We start from the raw sequence: 16,858 nt of genomic DNA on the forward strand, positions 1-16,858 counted from the left end.
CAGAGCCTAATTTTTAATAAGTTTCTAAAACGATCTTAATGATCCCGGTTCACAAAATAATTTAATAGATGCTTCAGAAAAGTGGTGTTGCGCGGGACATCCTGCAACACTTCTATTGCAAGACAATAATGTTCCCACATCGCTTTTCTGGCCCCATCAGGACCAAGGATTGAAACAAAGGTCGTATTGTTGTTTTCAGCATCTTTTCCAAGAGGCTTTCCAAGTAAGGCTTGATTCCCTTCAACATCTAATACATCATCCTTAATTTGAAAAGCAATGCCCGCATGGTAGGCAAATTTTTTTAAAGCTTTGATTTCTAAACTTTTAGCATCAGCGAGAATGGCAGGCATTAGGAGTGACGCCTCGAATGCTTTTCCCGTTTTATAAAAGCTCATCATATTTAATTGTTCAAGGGTCATTTGTTTGCCTTTGGAATTCAGGTCCATCGCCTGTCCCTTGCACATATCTTCTGTCACTTGTGCTGAATATTGAATCAAGCTTAGCACCGTTTTCGGGTCAAACTGATCAAGAGATGCTTGTTCCTCGATCGCCTTTTGAGTTAGGAAGAGTCCAGTAAGCTCAGCTACGCCCATGTTATAAATCTCATGCAGGGTTGGACGCCCCCTGCGGATGGAAGCATTATCCTGTGATGGCAAATCATCGAAAATTAGCGAAGCGGTATGCATATATTCCAAGGATCTCAAGAGCGGAACGATTGCTGAACTATTTAATCCATATTCATTAACACCCATAACCCAAGTCATTATTGGCCTTAATCGCTTTCCATCGCCTTCTAAACTGTAGTTTGCGGCGTCTATGATTGGGTCTTTCATCAAAGGAATATTATCTATTTTAGGGATAGTTAAGCTAGAATTTATTTCAATACGGACATTTTCAATCATCTCAGTAAATTCTTCCCGCTCTATCCGTTCATTTTTAAGGTTTGTAATCATATGGTCCCGAAGCAGTTTATCAAAAAAATCCACATCATCTGCTTTTTGAACCATTTTTTGAAGAATCCGGTTAAACTTAGAATTACCAGTAGCAAATATATCCATAACTTCTTTGTACTTTTTCGTTCCCATTCGTTCTTTAAATCGTTTCAGACCGTTGAACGCTCGATCTAGAATCACCTCACAAGTCTTGCTATCAGAGTGGTATACATGATGGATCAAATTGGAGATAACTGTCCAGTATAGTTCAAAAGGGTTAATAAGGTCTGAACGTTTATCATGATATTTCAAGTAATATGTATAAGGTGTTACCGCACCATCCTTCATGTCATCAAACATATCTGCAAAATCATCCGCTAGCTGGTTGTAGATGCCATAATAAAAGGAACGCTCGTCAAAGCCTTCATCCTTAGGTGCACTAATTACCGAACGGACAATTAAGCGGGAGGATGAAGATTTTAAAATGATCGGGATGTAAATCTCTTCATTAGTGTAAGCTGCATTTGATAAACTCTTTGCACGATCTACTTCCTGGGCATTAAAAAATACATAAGATTGCTCGGAAAAATTTTCCCTTGTCTCTTGCCGTTGGTGGTTATTAATATACTCATAGGCCTCTTTTAATTCCGAATGAATAAACCTGATTAACTCCTTGTTATTTCCAGTCCACTCGCCAAGTGCAGGAACAGACCCGGTAATTAGTGTGGTCCTTATCAAATCGGAATATTGCCTTTCCTCGTTAGCAGATAATATTTTGGCATCAAGAAGATCATCAATAAAGGGGTAGGTCAAACCATAGGAATAACCCAGCCTAATCGCTTCATCAAGTTTCTGAGTACGTACTTCAGGGGGTGTCTTATCACCCAGCTCTTCAATCTGATGCATGATTACCCCACCGATGATTTTAATTAGTTTCCGCTGGGCATGATCAGCATCCATCCCCTTTGGAATATTCGAGGCTACCATCTTAAGTTTGTTTACCACCCAGATCATTGAGCTTTCAATGCCGTCCTTCTGGGCTAACCTGTATAACCCAACCATGCTAAACGGCTCTGTTTTGTTTCCTCGTTGAGTTAAATTACCTTTTAAGCTATCTACAAAACGATGAATACTTGCCTTTGTCTCATCTGAGTCCAGTGCTTTCCCCAGATCACGCATGAAAATATATGAGATGCTTCTGTCTAGGTAATTATCAAGTTTCCCTGTGTAATCCAGCCATTGGAGATAATTGTGATACCCTTGAGAGCTCGGCTTCCTCTTTCCACTTGAAAAAAGGGATAAAAATGAATGATGAATATGGTTGTGCTTCCAAGATTGAATATCTTTTGTTAGGGTAGTCACGTAGGTCTTTTGCAAAAGCTGCTCATAAAGTGATTTAAAATAATGCTCTGCCTTCTGTTCAGCCAGCTGATAACTAGTGTCAGCATTTTTACTTAATTCATCATTCATATAATAATTACCTCAACTTATTATTCTCTTTGAAATTTTCCCGAATTTATGATTAGTATTCCAAGCATACACTTAAAACTATCAAAATATATTTAGTTTTAGTACTAAATTAACGGCATTTTTTGATATTTTTATTCTACCATGTAAGAAACAACAAAAAAACCTTCTACTAGTGTAGAAGGTGATTGAGAGTAAATGAAAAAAAGTGTTATCTGGAAAAATAGCTTACAAATTAAACCGTTACTAACAATTCTTCTGATGTTTCTTTTTTAGTGACAATGGATTCAAGAACAAAAGCTTTTTCAAATCCGTCTTTTATTGCATTTGTAATCGAGCCAGGATTGATTGCATCACCTATAACAAAAACATTATCAAAATTTTTAAGAAATAACTCTTCCAGAGGATTGTAGGATTGTGTTCCCATGGAGAACACCACATGATCAACTTCAAGTTCTGATTGTTTACCAAACTCATCCTCGACTAATACAGAATTTGATAGGATTTTTGCTACTTGATGGCCTTCGATGACCTCAACATTTGCCTTTTTCAAACGATTTACAATCGTCATTCTTGTGTGAGGGGTAACTTTGTTACCCGTCTCCGTTGGTACCTCAACTAATGTCACATCATTTCCCTGTCTAGCAAGCTGACTGACAACACTATAACAAACCATTCCACTGCCAATTACTACAATTTTTTGATTTGAAAAGGACTTACGTTTTAATAAGACATCTTCATAATCACAAACATTTGTAAGATTATTTCCTTCTATTTCTGGAATTATTGGTTTTGCACCCGTTGCTAAGAATACAGCATATGGATTTAGTGATTTTATCATTTCAACGGAGGCTTCTGTATTTAAACGAACATCTACATTTAGCCGTTCCATTTCGTTTCTATGATATTCAATCATCCAGTTCATTTTTTCCTTAGCTAATGGTGCCGTCACAAGATTCAATTGTCCTGCAAGCTTGTTATCTTTCTCAAAAATGGTTACATTATATCCTTTTAATGTAAGAACCCTAGCGGTTTCCATTCCTCCTGGTCCGCCTCCAACGATTGCCACATTGCGTTTATCCTCAATTTGTTTGAATTCCGTAAACTCTAGTTCCCGTCCTGTTCTAACATTGATCGCGCAATTAACATGGGCACCTGCCCTTGTACATTGCAGGCAGCAAATACACTTCCTAATTTCTTTTTCACGACCTTCAAATGCTTTCTTTGCCCATTCTGGATCTGCGAGGTGTGTACGACCCATTGCTATAAAGTCGGCTTTGCCATCTGTAAGGATTTTGTCGGCAAACTCCGGTTCACGTATAACGCCTACCGTAATTACAGGGATAGAGACTTCTTTCTTAATTGCCTCGGCAAGATAAACTCTCCAACCTTGTTCGTAGAGCATAGATTCGATCATTTTTTCCATAGAGTTATAGTTTCCGCAGCTAGCGTGAAGGGCATCCACACCTATTTTTTCTAAATATCGGCTGACTTCTTTGCTCAAAGGAATATCCATTCCACCTTCTTCGAATTCGTCTACGCTAAGTCGAATCGAAACAGGGAAATCCTCGCCGCATTTTTCTTTAATACCTCGTACGATTTCCTCGACAAATCTCATTCTGTTTTCAAAGCTGCCGCCGTATTCATCTGTACGTAAATTTGTATTAGGGCTTAAGAACTGGTTAATTAGGTAGCCGTGGGCACCATGGAGCTCAACACCATCTATACCAGCCCGCTGACATCTAACTGCACCCATAACAAATTTGTTAACGATTTCTTTTACTTCAACGTTAGTTAGCTCTCTTGGTTCTTCTCCAATTGCTGCACAAGTTACAGCGCTTGGCGCTACGATTTGTTTACCATCTAGTAATGCGGAAGTGGTTTCTCTTCCTGGATGCTGAAGCTGCACAAATATTTTCGCACCATATTTATGTACTGCATTAGCTAATCGATGAATTCCTGGTATGAAACGATCTTCATCTATTCTTAATTGATTAGCGGCTGCCTTCCCTAGCTTATAATCGATGGAAGTATATTCCACAATAATTAACCCTGTACCGCCTTTTGCCCTTTCTTCATAATAGGCAATTTGATGATCCGTAACTTCACCATTGGGACCAGCCAAGTTGGTTCCCATTGCTGGCATAATAATTCTGTTTTTCAAAGTTAATTTGCCAATGTTTCCTTTTTCAAATAAATGACTGTACTTCAAATAAATCCCTCCTTTTATTTGTTAAACATTTCACAAACTATTGTAAAAAAAATAATACCCATATTTATTATAAGCCACCAATACAGCCATATTTTTGTATAGAAGTGACAAATATGGCAAATAAGGTGACAGGCACCACAAAAAAAGGCGACTCAGAATTGGTCGTTTGTAACGATTTTCTGAGTCACCAGCTTCATAATCTTCTTATGTCATTAATAAAAGCTGCAACGGCTTCCTCTTTTGTTGCCCAAGAAGTGACAAGGCGGATAGCTGCGTAATCTGCATCAACCTTTTCCCAAATGTGAAAGGCATATTTACTTTGTAATTCAGTAATGATTGCATTAGGGAGTATCGGAAAGATTTGATTAGAAGGTGAATGAGTTAGAAATGTATAATTCTCTTTGACTAATTCATTTTTTAGCAGATCAGCCATTTTATTGGCGTGAAAGGCTATTTCAAAGAAAAGGTTGTCACGGAAAAGCTCAAGAAACTGAATTCCCAATAATCTTCCCTTTGCTAACAGCCCGCCCTTTTGCTTTATATGATAGCGAAAATCCTCTTTAAGACTTTCAAGGCAAATAACTAATGCCTCACCTAAGAGAGCTCCATTCTTAGTTCCACCAATATAGAAGGCATCTACAAGTGCTGAGATTTCGCTTAATGTAAGATCACTTTCTTCCGAACATAATGCTGAACCTAATCTTGCGCCATCCATATACAAATAAAGATTATTCTTTCGGCAAAAATCACTTAACTGTTCAAGTTCATTTTTATAATAAATGGTCCCTATTTCTGTAGAGTTCGATATGTATACCAATTTCGGTTTTACCATATGCTCATCGGTATGAAGATCGAGAACAGCTTGAATGTCGGTAGGAGATAGTTTGCCGTTGTCTACAGCAACCGATAATATTTTATGTCCAGTTGCCTCAATCGCACCTGTCTCATGCCCGAGAATATGTCCCGTACTCGCTGCAATTGCAGCCTCATGAGGTCTTAAGAAAGCAGAAATTGCGGTAAGATTTGTTTGCGTCCCACCTGATAAAAGGTGGATATCAACGTCCGTCCGGCCAATTTTTTGTTTTAATAGATCGATTGCTTCGCGGGAGAATTGATCTTCCCCATAGCCCTCGTCCTGCACTAAGTTGGATTCTAGTAAAGCATTCAATATTCTAGGATGTGCGCCCTCACTGTAATCATTCTTAAAGCTGTACATTGGATTTCCCCCGAATCTATATTTTTTTCATCATACCATAGCAAATGAATTCAAAAAACTAAAATAAATAGGAACATGGTAAAACCTATTTCCACCATTTTAATACAGGCATAGAAAATGCATACTCATTTCAATTACTTAAACTGCCTTCAAAAAAGCGGTTGATTTCCCTCATAAATTCAACATCAAGTTCACTCGTTTTAAATTTATCTACGCCCTCATAAAACTCTGCTTTAATATCCTTTGGTATATTCTCATTGTACCTTTCAAAAAGCACTTTGTATTCTTCGTTTTTTTTATTAATATATTTACTTGCCGCATCGGAAACAAATAAATTATTATGACCATTATGGTTTTCTTCACTAATTGTTTTAGTCTTAGCAAGATGATTTGTAATATCACCCTTATGTGCTATGATACTTGATCCATCATAGGATATGGATTCATCTTTGTCCCCATGGATAATTAGGACTGCAGTATCCGTATTGTTTATTCCATCTACCGCTGTCATCCTGGCCGTACGACCAAAAAGCATGTTCTGATATATCCATAAAAAAGGATACTCTACATAGGAAAAAAATCCCATCATATTATCTGCTTGTTCTAGTAGGAATTCCGATGGAGAATTGAATCCTGAAATGCTTGCAACTGCTGAAATATCATGGTTACCATTCAATATTGCGGTAACGGCATAACCACCCCAGCTGTGTCCGTATAGCATAATAGGTAGATTGATTAATCTGTTATTACTTTTTATGTAAGTCAAAGCAGCATCTAAATCGATCACGGATTGCGGAAGACCGATGGTGCCTTCTCCCTCACTCTCATGGCTACCAGTACCATCAAAAGAGAATACGCGCCAACCGTTATCTACAAAATACATTGTTTCCGCCAGATAGTTTTCTGCACCTTCTCCAAGTCCATGAGCAATAACCACCACACCTTTCTCGTTACCTTCACCGTACAAATAACCAGTCAATGTGTTTTCTTTGGACTCGAATTCAACCGTCGTTCGGTCATATCCATCAACATTACTATATTGGAGATAACCTGACACTTCTGGTTTGTCATATCTTTGGAATTGTCCATCATAAATCACTTTGACAACAAACATTGAAAGGATTGAAAAAAGGAGTATGAATATGGCTAGAACTATCAACGTAATGCCCCGTGCCTTCTTTTTACCTCTAACGTCCACTTCCACTTAAATCTTCCCCCTTGATAAATCTTTAGCTTCAAAAATATATTTAAGGCGTATTACACACTTGTAGACAATTATATTTTAGGGGCAATTGGTGTATGGAAGAACATCTCCCTATTTTTCAGAACAACAAACGCACATGCTAACCCAAAAACGACAATTTCAGTAATGAAAAGCTGTAGATTGAACCTTCCCCATAACAATACATGTGATGTGAAACTAAATGTGAAATGATACACAATCATAGTCGTTAAATTGCCATCGGTTTTGTTATACAGCCAGGTCATCAAGATGGATGATTCAACAATTGTAATTATGTAAAGGACAAAGCCCAATAAGCCACCTGTAAAATTTAAATGCCATACTCCCCAAAGAATTCCAACCATGAGACTGCTCAATATAGGAGAATATCTTTTTTGGAATTGAGGAAGTAGAAACCCTCTCCATCCTATCTCTTCAGCAGTGCAACCAAGAAGGATAGCAATGATATTGATGAAATAAAACATAGCACTTCCATTCCACGGTTTATACGTAATTCCAAATAGTGATATCGCTATACTGCTTACTGCAATACATAGGAATGGGAGCAAAAAAGCAAGGCCCATCCATTTTAAATTATCACCATGGATATGTGATGAACCTATGATTCTAGGCATCATGATTTTTCCCATCGTAACAACAGAAAAAAGTCCAACAGCTAATGCAGGTGCAAATTGAGTGAAGGAGACAGAGTAATTTCCCACTGTTTGAAATACAAAATGAAGTGGTAATAATAATACGCTTATTAGCATTGTTATTATAAAGTAAGATGCTACCCTATGTTTTTCCATTTCCTTATACAAACGATCACCTCCATCTTTTACTATAATTACATAAGCTAATCTAGCAAATATTAGATGTATCTATCCTTTTGGTTAATTGGTTAATTTTTCAAACTATCCTCGTATCCATTATACTCTTAATTTTCTTACTTTTATATGAACCTCTAAAAACAGAGGGTGTAGAAGAACTTGAGCCACTTATTATCAAAAAAAATCACCACCCAAGTATTCTTGGATCGTGTTAGTGAAGCTCTCAAACTTGGCGAAGAATTAAAAAATGAATTAGCTCTTTTCTTTTTCAATCGGTTGGTTGGTTTCAGAGTTGTTATTTTCACCATTTACTGTTTGAAACATATTTTTCGAAACCTCATTAAGTTTTCTTACAAATCGGTTAAAACCGAAGCCAACAAAAAACGCTAAGCTTATTTGCGCAAAGGGGGTATCGTCAAACTCGACGAACTCAATTAATAATATTCCGCTTTGGATCAGCGTGACAGCAACTACAGATGTTCCAGTTGCAAATATCGGATAAAAAATATAAATAATCCATTTTCGATAATCGGTCAATTCATTTTTCATATAATGAGAGCAAAACATGTAAAGGTGCCGCAGTGATCCACCAATAGCTCCAGCGAAAAAATAATACAAGAAGATTTTAATATCTGCAACAAATGGGAGCCTTTCCTCAAGCGCCCCAGTAAACAATACACCTACAGCGATAAAACTGCCAAAAAACAAGAGGGATAGATATGTCAGAATAACTGCTTTTAACCATTTATTCACGAAATCACCTCTTCCATCAGATACTATATCCTATGTAGACAAAGTTACCATCGTGCAAAACACCTTATTTCCTACTACACCCAATGAATATTTTTCATAAAACTAAATTGTATTTATTTTCACAATTTTAAAACTATGGTATATTCAAGGAAAGACAAAATGGGAGTGAGATTAATGAAACTACAGGTTCACCGCACCTATAATTTTAATGCTGGCCCTTCCGCTTTACCTATTTCAGTCCTTGAGAAAGCACAGCAGGAATTGATTGATTTTCGAGGAACAGGAATGTCCGTCATGGAACTTAGCCATCGGAGTAGCACCTATGAGGAAGTACATAATCAGGCGATTAGCAGTCTTAAAGAATTATTATCTATTCCGGATACGCATGAGGTCCTTTTCTTACAAGGCGGAGCTAGTTTGCAGTTTTCGATGATACCAATGAATTTCCTGCACACGGGAGAAAAGGCTGCATATGTCATGACGGGATCGTGGTCTGAAAAGGCATTCTCCGAGGGAAAGCTTTTGGGTGAGGTTTATCAAGCAGCTTCCGCTAAAGAAGGGAACTACCGCCGGATACCAAAGCTTGAGGAATTACAGTATCAAACGGGTGATGCCTATTTACATCTAACATCCAACAATACAATTTATGGTACTCAGTGGAAAGACTATCCTGACACTCGTGATGTCCCCTTAATTGCAGACATGTCGAGTGATATCCTCTCTAAACCGATTGATATCAGCAGGTTTGCACTCATTTACGCTGGTGCCCAGAAAAATCTTGGTCCATCAGGGGTAACGGTTGTAATTATTCGGAAGGATTTACTTGAAAAAGCGAATACCAATATTCCAACCATGTTAAAATACAGCACGCATGTGAAAAATAATTCCTTATATAACACTCCGCCAACTTTCGGGATTTATATGTTAGGCGAGGTCCTTAACTGGATTCGCGAGTTAGGCGGAGTCGGTGCCATCTCTGAGTTAAATGAGCGAAAAGCGCTACTAATCTATGATGTAATCGATAATAGTAATGATTTTTATGTTGGCCATGCTGACAAAGACAGTCGTTCCCTCATGAACATTACGTTCAACTTAGAAACAGAAGAATTAGAAAAGAAATTTTTACATCAGGCTAAACAGGAAGGCTTTGTTGGCGTTAACGGACATCGCTCTATCGGTGGCTGCCGCGTATCTGCTTACAATGCAGTACCAATTGAGGCGTGCCAGGCGTTTAGTGAGTTTATGATTCAATTTCAAAAAGCGAATAAGTAAAAAAATCACCCTCTAAATTTTTAGAGGGTGATTTTTTACTTAAGATATTATTTGCCATCGACTACTTCTTTTAATATCTCATACGACCGCTTTTGTTTATCAGGATCATATATATAAGACACGGCCATGATTTCATCCACATTAAATCGTTCTTGGAAATGTGTTAACTGTTGTCGGACCGTTTCCTTGCTCCCTAAAAATGTCACACTTGACATTGACTTAGCCATTTCTTCTTCCCTTGGATTCCAAATTCCGTCCATGTTTTCAACTGGCGGTTTTAACGGACTTTGAGAACCTCGGACAACATTTAGGAAAAATTGTTGCATTGTTGTCATCAATCGATTGGCCTCAGCATCCGTTTCGGCCGCAATCACATTTAAGCAAACCAACATATACGGTTGATCTAAATACTCAGATGGCTGGAATCGATTTCGATAAATCGAGATGGCATCTTCCATAAATCTTGGTGCAAAATGTGAAGCGAATACATATGGAAGACCTAGGCTTGCCGCCAAATAAGCCGAATCTGTAGATGAACCGAGGATATAAATTGGAACATTTGTGCCTACTCCTGGATAGGCCTTCACATAACCTTGCTGATCTTCTGGTCCAAAATACGTCAGCAAAGCCTGAACATCCTCAGGGAATGTATAGACCGTATCGCTTTTTGACCGTCTCAAGGCGCTTGCGGTCATCATATCGGTACCAGGAGCACGCCCAAGACCTAATTCCACACGATTTGGATAAATGGTTGCCATCGTTCCAAATTGCTCAGCTACTACTAACGGGGCATGGTTTGGTAGCATGATTCCACCAGAACCAACTTTAATCGTATTGGTATGCTCCAATGTATGTTTTATTAATATGGATGTTGAAGAACTGACTAGCGTTGGCGTATTATGATGCTCTGCAATCCAATATCGCTGATACCCCATTTTTTCTGTCTCCTGGGCAAGATTCACCATTTCATCAATCGCTTGTTTACTGCTTCGTCCTTCACGTATCGGTGCAAGGTTTAATACTGATACAGGTATATTTATGTTTGCCATTATTCTATTTGTCCTTTCTTAATCGGGATACTACTACTCCTACTATAGTATCAATCGAAATGCAGGAAACAAACAAAAATGCCTCTGTTTTGTGGTAATTACGCACCCTCTTTTACCACAATTCTTCTTTTATCATGCTCCATCAACAAAATACGACTAGAAAAAATCTCTTAGAAATATTTTACAAATCAGTAATTAATAGATGGATGTTTCATAATGTCACTTTTATGTAACTTAACTGTAATACTAATCTATTTAATGCATTCATAGTAATAGTTTAAATACGAGAAACGACTGACACTATTACTAGGAGGAAATTAATCAATGAAAAAGTTAATTATGGTATTATCAATATTTGCAGGAATCTTATTTATATCCGCTCTATTTGCTTCCCCAACGTTTGCTTATACAGTTAAAAGCGGAGATACTATGACCAAAATTGCTAAGGAAAATAACCTTACCCTTCAAGAGTTAGCTGAGGCTAACCCACACATACATAATATTAATCTTATTTTTGCTGGACAGACTGTTAACACTACTAAACCAGAGATAAAAGTAAACCTTATAGAGGAAAAGAACTTTGTGTTGAAAGAATCGAATATCGTGAAAAAGGGGTTACCAGCACATATAAGTAAATCAGACAAACAGGATACCCAAGTAAAAGTAAAGTACTCAGATTATGAAATCGACCTGCTGGCTCGAATCGTTCGGGCAGAAGCGCAAAGCGAACCTTTTGAAGGTAAAATCGCAGTAGCTTGTGTTATCTTAAACAGAGTTGACAGTCCATTATTCCCGAACACTATTAAGGATGTTATCTACGCCCCCGGCCAATTCCAACCAGTAAGAAATGGTTCCATAAATAAACCAGCTGATGAAGAATCAATCAAAGCTGTTCGCGCAGCATTAACGGAACACCGAAATTTCGCCCCTGGAGCCCTATTCTTTTACAACCCCTCTATCGCTACCAGTAGGTGGTTAGATTCAAGAGCAACAACACTTGTTGTCGGTCAACATGTATTTAAAAAATAGAAAAAACGAGGGATCCAATTATTATTGGAGTCCCTCATTTTACTATCATGACAATTTATTTTTACTCTGCTGAAACAGATTTCCTATTTAGGAAGTTCCTTATAAGCTAACTTCATGATTATTTCCTCATGTTGAGGATACTTTTCTACTAGTTCGGCTTGAGTAAATAATTCAAAGTCTTGAAATTCAAAACCCGGCGAAACCATACATCCAACAAGAGAACAAGTATTTTTTTCCATAACCGATGATCCAAAAATTGAATTTTTCTTTACTAGGATTTGTGGTCTTTCCCCTTGATCAAGGTTCATTCCCACTTTCATCTCCTCATAATCGCCATTTTCATGGATGACATGAACGGTCAATGGGCTACCTGCATGATAGTACCACAGTTCATCCGATTTGAGACGATGGAAATGGGATACATCCTTCGATGATAAAAGAAAATAAATACTAGTATAAAGCTTTCGCTGACCTTCAAAATTGACTGATAATTCACTATCAGAGGTACTTTCCTCAGATTGAAATGTTTGTTTGAAATATCCGCCTTCTGGATGTGGAAGAAGACCTAGTTTTGATACCCAGCTTTGTAAGTCATTAATATGCATGATATAATTCCCTTCACTTTCAAAAATTTTAGAAGTATGTACCAAGTATACAATTTTTTAGATTAAAAAACACGAAAAGCCGGTATTCAACCAGCTTTTGATAATTAAGTATAATTTTGCTATGGATTTCAATTCAACCAGTTCCCTGTCTCTTACCTCCCTCGTCTCGTTCTGTAAAGGCTCCTTTTAATTTCCCTTTCTATTTTTTGAAGGAAATTTTCTAAACCCTTGGTTGATCCTCCATCCAATTTCTTCTGCGCTGTGACGGCAAGCGCACCCGCTACCTTGGCATCAGCTGTAATTGTAAGCCTAGTCGAGCCCTGTACTTCTTTAAAGGAGAGGTCGCCAATACCCTCGATTTCCCCGAGATTTCCTTTTCCTTTGAAATGTAATCGATAAAATGCTGGTGACTTCTCTTGTACTCTCCAAATCTCCAATGTGAAAACATCCTTGATCGGGCCGAAATTAATGTCTATCACAGCTAGATATTCGCCATTTTTATTTTCAACAAAAGACTTGCAGCCAGGAATTGAATTTCTTAGAATACTTGTATCCTTAATCATTTTCCATACAATACCTATAGGTAAGCCAAAGGTGTACTCGTAATCAATTTTCACCTATTTCCCTCCAATTACACAATTTACTGAAAATCCAACCATGATTGTATAATCTTATTCATGGTGTTGAAATTTCGTTAACCGAGGTTTAGTAATTACATCGAATACCCTATGGGACCCAACTATTGAACAAATTTATCTCATTTTCAGAAAAACTACACTATCTCTAAAAATAATAGTATTATTGTACAATACAAATTTTTTGAGAGACAAAGGAGTTTTTCCACAAATGAATAAAGAAAATCAATGGACCTCCAAGCTAGGGTTCATTTTGGCGGCCGCGGGGTCTGCTATAGGACTAGGAGCAATTTGGAAATTCCCCTATATGGCGGGAACAAATGGCGGTGGAATCTTTTTCCTCATCTTTCTGTTGTTAACCTGTTTTATTGGCGCACCGATTTTAATTGCTGAATTTGCAATTGGTCGCAAGGCGCAAACAGACGCCGTGTCTGCATATAGAAAACTGACACCAAACTCGCTATGGCACTGGCTTGGATATGGCGGAGTAGCAGTTTCATTCATTATACTTTCCTTTTACAGCGTTGTTGGCGGCTGGATTCTTTCCTATTTAGGCAGGGGTTTGATGGGCTCACTCACATCTACCTCAGACTATGACAGCCTTTTTTCAAACATAATTTCAAATCCGGTTGAAGCTGTAATGAGCCAATTAATTTTTATTGTGATGACAATTCTCGTTGTACAGGCAGGTGTACAGCAAGGTATTGAACGTGCCAGCAAGTATATGATGCCTGCTTTGTTCATCTTATTTATCGTATTGGTGATTCGATCGCTGACTCTTGAAGGTGCCTATGAAGGAGTTAAATTCCTCTTATACCCTGATTTTTCTGAAATAACGGCAGAGACGATCCTATATGCTCTTGGACAATCATTTTTTGCCTTGAGTGTTGGTTTATCAGTAATGGTCACCTATGCTTCCTATTTATCTAAACAGGAAAATATTGTAAAGTCCGCTTTCTCAGTCGTCGGCTTAAACATATTTATTTCCTTACTTGCAGGTTTGGTGATTTTCCCTGCTGTTTTTGCGCTCGGATTTGAGCCAGGCGCTGGTCCGGGATTGGTATTTGTTGTTCTTCCTGCTGTTTTCAATGAAATGGCATTTGGGGGATTATTTTTTACCATTTTCCTCATTTTATTGCTATTTGCCACTTTAACGTCCGCTTTTTCTATGCTCGAAATTGTTGTGGCGGTAATTGTAAAAGAAAATAAAAGTAAACGAAAAATGGTTTCTTGGCTGGCTGGCATTCTAGTTTTTATCGTAGGAATCCCTAGTGCACTTTCTTTTGGGGTGCTTTCAGAGGTAAAAATAGCTGGGAAAACAATTTTTGATTTTGCAGACTTTATCACCAGCAATATCGGCATGCCCCTTGGTGCGCTATTGATATCTCTATACATTGGCTATCGGTTGCCTAGAAGGCTTGTAAAAGAAGAGCTAGAACTAGGAACAAATGGAATCGGTGTTTTATTCGATATCTGGTATTTCCTAATACGCTATATCGTTCCGGTAGGTATACTGTTAGTCTTCTTCCATTCCATTGGACTTTTTTAAAAAATGATAAGAAAAAAGCTAAGCAATTTGATGTGACCCCCAAAAGTTAGAGTTTTATATTAAGCAGCTAATTGGCTGGTATGGAAACGGTATTGAACCGGACTCATGCCTGCCAATTTTTGCTTTATACGCTTGTTATTATAATAAGCGATATATTCTTCAATTTTCATTTTTAATTCCTCAAATGGGCACAGCGCTTCCCCGTAATACATTTCTTGTTTCATTAATCCAAAAAAGTTCTCCATTGGTGAATTATCTAAACAGTTCCCTTTTCGAGACATACTCTGGAACACCTTATTTTCCTTAAGCTTATTTACCCATGTATTATGTTGATAATGCCACCCTTGATCAGAATGTATAGTGGTTCTATATTTTGAATCCTTTACAATTTCTAATGCTTCCTCGAGTGGTTTGATCGCTAATTCTAAGGTTGGACGCATACTCGTCCCATAAGAAAGAATTTCACCATTGAACATATCCATAATTGGGCTTAGATACAGTTTTACACCGTCAGAACACTTGAATTCTGTAATATCTGTGGTTAATTTTTGATGACACACATTTGTGTTAAAACGGCGGTTGATAAGATTTTCGGCAACTTTTCCAGTCGTTCCTTTGTAAGAACTATACTTGCGCGATTTTCTCCTGAATTTATCCCCTTTGAGTCCGAGTTTATTCATAATGCGTTGAACCTTCTTATGATTCACTTTTTGCCCACGGTTTCTCAATTCCAGAAGGATGCGACGGTAACCATAATTGCCTTTATGTTCCTCAAAAATGGATTGAATCACTTCTTCAAGTCCCTGATTCGGATTTTCCTTCTTCATCATTTTTATATGATAATGGTAGGTAGCTTCAGGAATACCCACCTTGAGTAAAACATCTTTTAATTTGAAGTTTTCTTTGAGTTCGAATGATAACGCTGCTTGTGCTTTTCGAGATAGCCTTCCGGATCCATCTGAAAAGCTCGCAACTTTTTTAAGTATTCTACCTCTAAACGCAGAAGTTCGTTTTCTCACTCCAACTTTTGTTCATACGTCATTTCTTTCTCTTCGGATTGTTTATTTTTACTGTTCTTATCTTTATCAGACATGGCTGTCATCCCTTTCGATCTATCCAGGGCTTCAGCACCACCCTCAAGGAAAGCCTTCTTCCAAGAGGCTACCATAGGAGTGTTTGTTAGCCCAAATTGAAGGGCTGTATCAGTTTCTGAAGATCCTGTTCTTTTCATAAAGCTTAATACATCTAGCTTAAATTGAACAGAATATCTTTCCTTATGTTTCTTCCTCTTTAAACCTTCCACACCGTATTTCTCGTGTACTTTTACCCATCTCCTAATTTGTGAAAAGTCCTTCATGTCGTATTTTTTAGCTAAACGTTCATATCCTAATTTTCCTTCTTGATATTCTTTGACGACTATTAACTTAAATTCCTGACTATATTTAGCCATAAAAATACACCCCAAAAGTATAGATTTTACTCTAACTTTTGGGGTGCAGTACAAATTGCCTAGCTTTTTTCTATATTCTTAGTAGAGGTACTACCTTAAATCGGGCGATAATACCTTAATGAAATATATTGCTCTCCTTCTTCGTTTCCATAGCTGCCACGTTCATGCTTAAAAATAAATCCTCTTGCTTCATAAAAAGGGATGCCTTTTTGATTTCCTTTTGCAACAGACACCCATTGCTCCGATGCATGAAACTCTTCTATCTGTTGTTTAGTAATCGCATCGAGTATCCTTGTACCAATTCCTTCGTTCCTTCTATTTGGATTTAGATACAAGACAAAAACCTCACCAGCCGTTTCATCGATCATACCGCCTCCGCCAGCACCAATGACTTCATTGCCTTCTATCGCAACAAAATACCCTCCCCATTCTCTGCTCGTATTGGTGACTTCATTTAGGATCCTGTCAGGATTGTAAAATTCTTCTATCACTCTGTTAATATACTTTTCTGAATGTGTATCCTTATACGTCGCCCAATACCCATCACTACAAACCTTAGATATCCCCTGAACATCCATATGATTTGCTTTCCTAATATGTATCATAAATTAGCTCCTTTTCAAAACGGTCGCCAACC

General features: G+C 37.8%; 15 protein-coding genes. 3 read left to right on the plus strand and 12 right to left on the minus strand.

Features of this window, described 5'->3' with window-relative positions; all coding sequences use genetic code 11:
• Window positions 1-35: 35 nt before the first annotated feature.
• From NSS81_RS00435 to NSS81_RS00460, 6 genes are all read right to left on the minus strand, one after another.
• Window positions 36-2,402 (minus strand): polyprenyl synthetase family protein, encoded by a 2,367-nt coding sequence (locus NSS81_RS00435; RefSeq protein WP_342431614.1) that lies wholly within the window; start codon window positions 2,400-2,402, stop codon window positions 36-38.
• Window positions 2,403-2,634: 232 nt separating this feature from the next.
• Entirely contained in the window at window positions 2,635-4,611 is a 1,977-nt protein-coding gene (locus tag NSS81_RS00440; RefSeq protein WP_342431615.1) for an NAD(P)/FAD-dependent oxidoreductase, read from the minus strand.
• A gap of 193 nt (window positions 4,612-4,804) precedes the next feature.
• Entirely contained in the window at window positions 4,805-5,827 is a 1,023-nt protein-coding gene (locus NSS81_RS00445) for a low specificity L-threonine aldolase (RefSeq protein WP_342431616.1), read from the minus strand.
• Between the two features lie 130 nt (window positions 5,828-5,957).
• Window positions 5,958-7,031 carry an alpha/beta fold hydrolase gene (locus tag NSS81_RS00450; protein WP_342431617.1) on the minus strand — a complete coding sequence of 358 codons (1,074 nt, stop codon included), beginning with the start codon at window positions 7,029-7,031 and terminating at the stop codon, window positions 5,958-5,960.
• Between the two features lie 71 nt (window positions 7,032-7,102).
• Window positions 7,103-7,858: a type II CAAX endopeptidase family protein gene (locus NSS81_RS00455; protein WP_342431618.1), complete on the minus strand. Its 756-nt coding sequence runs from the start codon at window positions 7,856-7,858 to the stop codon at window positions 7,103-7,105.
• A gap of 273 nt (window positions 7,859-8,131) precedes the next feature.
• The gene (locus NSS81_RS00460) at window positions 8,132-8,632 is read right to left on the minus strand and encodes a hypothetical protein (protein ID WP_342431619.1); all 501 of its coding nucleotides are present in this window, start codon (window positions 8,630-8,632) and stop codon (window positions 8,132-8,134) included.
• Window positions 8,633-8,806: 174 nt separating this feature from the next.
• Between NSS81_RS00460 and serC the strand changes: the two genes are divergently transcribed.
• Entirely contained in the window at window positions 8,807-9,904 is a 1,098-nt protein-coding gene (gene serC / locus NSS81_RS00465) for a 3-phosphoserine/phosphohydroxythreonine transaminase (protein ID WP_342431620.1), read from the plus strand.
• Window positions 9,905-9,951: 47 nt separating this feature from the next.
• On the opposite strand, the gene NSS81_RS00470 is transcribed toward serC, so the two are convergent.
• Window positions 9,952-10,953 carry an LLM class flavin-dependent oxidoreductase gene (locus tag NSS81_RS00470; RefSeq protein WP_342431621.1) on the minus strand — a complete coding sequence of 334 codons (1,002 nt, stop codon included), beginning with the start codon at window positions 10,951-10,953 and terminating at the stop codon, window positions 9,952-9,954.
• A 324-nt stretch (window positions 10,954-11,277) separates the two neighbouring features.
• Between NSS81_RS00470 and NSS81_RS00475 the strand changes: the two genes are divergently transcribed.
• Window positions 11,278-11,982, plus strand: a complete 705-nt coding sequence (locus NSS81_RS00475; RefSeq protein WP_342431622.1) for a cell wall hydrolase — start codon at window positions 11,278-11,280, stop codon at window positions 11,980-11,982.
• 83 nt (window positions 11,983-12,065) lie between these two features.
• On the opposite strand, the gene NSS81_RS00480 is transcribed toward NSS81_RS00475, so the two are convergent.
• Entirely contained in the window at window positions 12,066-12,587 is a 522-nt protein-coding gene (locus tag NSS81_RS00480; RefSeq protein ID WP_342431623.1) for a cupin domain-containing protein, read from the minus strand.
• A 152-nt stretch (window positions 12,588-12,739) separates the two neighbouring features.
• Window positions 12,740-13,204: an SRPBCC domain-containing protein gene (locus NSS81_RS00485; protein ID WP_342431624.1), complete on the minus strand. Its 465-nt coding sequence runs from the start codon at window positions 13,202-13,204 to the stop codon at window positions 12,740-12,742.
• A 229-nt stretch (window positions 13,205-13,433) separates the two neighbouring features.
• On the opposite strand from NSS81_RS00485, the gene NSS81_RS00490 reads away from it, so the two are divergent.
• A complete protein-coding gene (locus tag NSS81_RS00490; protein WP_342431625.1) occupies window positions 13,434-14,771 on the plus strand; it encodes a sodium-dependent transporter in 1,338 nt (445 codons plus the stop codon).
• Between the two features lie 59 nt (window positions 14,772-14,830).
• Here NSS81_RS00490 and NSS81_RS00495 read toward each other — a convergent pair whose 3' ends face one another.
• The 3 genes from NSS81_RS00495 to NSS81_RS00505 form a co-directional block, all read right to left on the minus strand.
• Window positions 14,831-15,790, minus strand: coding sequence for an IS3 family transposase (locus tag NSS81_RS00495; RefSeq protein WP_342431626.1), 960 nt, complete (start codon window positions 15,788-15,790; stop codon window positions 14,831-14,833).
• Window positions 15,787-16,221, minus strand: a complete 435-nt coding sequence (locus NSS81_RS00500) for a transposase (RefSeq protein WP_342429495.1) — start codon at window positions 16,219-16,221, stop codon at window positions 15,787-15,789. Before NSS81_RS00500 ends, NSS81_RS00495 begins: the two co-directional genes overlap by 4 nt.
• A 95-nt stretch (window positions 16,222-16,316) precedes the next feature.
• On the minus strand, window positions 16,317-16,826 hold the full coding sequence (locus NSS81_RS00505) for a GNAT family N-acetyltransferase (RefSeq protein WP_342431627.1): 510 nt from the start codon (window positions 16,824-16,826) through the stop codon (window positions 16,317-16,319).
• Window positions 16,827-16,858: the final 32 nt, after the last annotated feature.

It is taken from the genome of Neobacillus sp. FSL H8-0543 (assembly GCF_038592905.1).
Classification (GTDB): domain Bacteria; phylum Bacillota; class Bacilli; order Bacillales; family Cytobacillaceae; genus Neobacillus.